This window comes from Mesorhizobium sp. YC-39, assembly GCF_025753795.1.
Taxonomy (GTDB): Bacteria; Pseudomonadota; Alphaproteobacteria; order Rhizobiales; family Rhizobiaceae; genus Mesorhizobium.
In genome coordinates this window covers 1-1,362 of record NZ_JAOWPS010000031.1, presented here as the reverse complement: position 1 = coordinate 1,362, position 1,362 = coordinate 1, and the positions used below count along the sequence as shown (strand labels likewise).

The window sequence follows — 1,362 nt, the reverse complement described above, 5'->3', positions numbered from 1 at the left end:
TCTGTCGACGGTGCGCGAACCAAAAAGATATCTCTGCCCGCCATCCTGGACGAGGAGTATCGAGCCAAACTGACGAAGGCGCGGGCATAGTGGGACTTCGGCGTCGAACGGGTTGCGAAAGGGTTTATACCAAGTCTCTTGAGCCCTGGACTCATGAAGGCTTTCCAAAATGGCTGGTGTCTGATTCATTGATCGCGAACCCATGGAGCTTGGCGATGGCAGCGGCAGTGAAGCTTCGAGATGGTTATTTCGAGATGGTTATACGGCGTCGACGATGCGGGCACTGGCCCGGTCGAGCGATAATGCGAACCAGGTTCGCCGGTTGCTGACGTTGGCGATGATTTACGAGGGCAGCACGCGCTGCGAGGCGGCGCGGGTTGGCGGCGTAGGTCTTCAGACGGTTAGCGACTGGGTGCTACGCTTTAACGCCTCTGGCCCTAGTGGCCTGATCGACGGGGTTCCTCCTGGTGGCGTGCCCCCTGCTGGATGATGCGCAGTGCCGGACCTTGGCGAACATTGTTGAAAGTGGCCCGATCCCGTCATCGCACGGCGTTGTGCGCTGGCGTCTGATCGACTTGGCGCAGCGGGTCCGGGACGAGTTCACCATCTCGATCAGCAAGCAGACGCTGAGCCAAGAACTGCGCGCCATGGGCTACCGCAAACTGTCGGCGCGGCCCCGCCATCATGCGCAGGATACTGACGCCATTCCGGCTTTTAAACCTCCCCGCCGCAGTGGCGGCGATCCGGGGGACACTTCCCCGTGGCACACCCATAGAGTTGTGGTGGCAGGACGAGGCCCGGTCGGTCAGAAAAACGGGATTACCCGCCGTTGGGCAAGGCGCGGAACCCGACCATCAGGCCCCAAGGATCAGCGCACCACGTCGGCCTACATCTACGACGCGATCTGTCCGGCCGAAGAAAAAGGCGCGGGGCTCGTGCTGCCTCGCTGGAACACCGAAGGAATGACGCTCCATCTGGCAGAAATCTCTGGCGCCGTGGCGCCGGGCGCTCATGCTGTACATGATCGATCAGGCCGGGTGGCATCTCTCCGCCGCCCTCGTGGTGCCCAAGAACATCACTTTGTTGCCGCTGCCGTCGAAATGCCCTGAGCTCAATCCGGTCGAAAACATCTGGCAATTCATGCGCGACGACTGGCTCTGCAACCGTATCTTCAAATCCTATGACGACATCCTCAACCGGAGAAGACAGATGCAATAATCGCGTTGACAGTCGAACCCTCATTTAAAGATGAAGCCAGAATTGGCCAGAAGAACGGTGTCGTACGGCAATGGGCGCGCCGTGGCACGCGGCCCAGACGGCCCGCCGACCAGCGCTATCAAAGAAAGCGCATACCTATTCGGC

1 pseudogene is annotated in these 1,362 nt (G+C 60.3%); it reads left to right on the top strand.

Features of this window, described 5'->3' with window-relative positions:
- Positions 1-202: 202 nt before the first annotated feature.
- A pseudogene (locus OHD62_RS35520) lies at positions 203-1,197 on the top strand (IS630 family transposase); the annotation flags it as partial.
- Positions 1,198-1,362 lie beyond the last annotated feature (165 nt).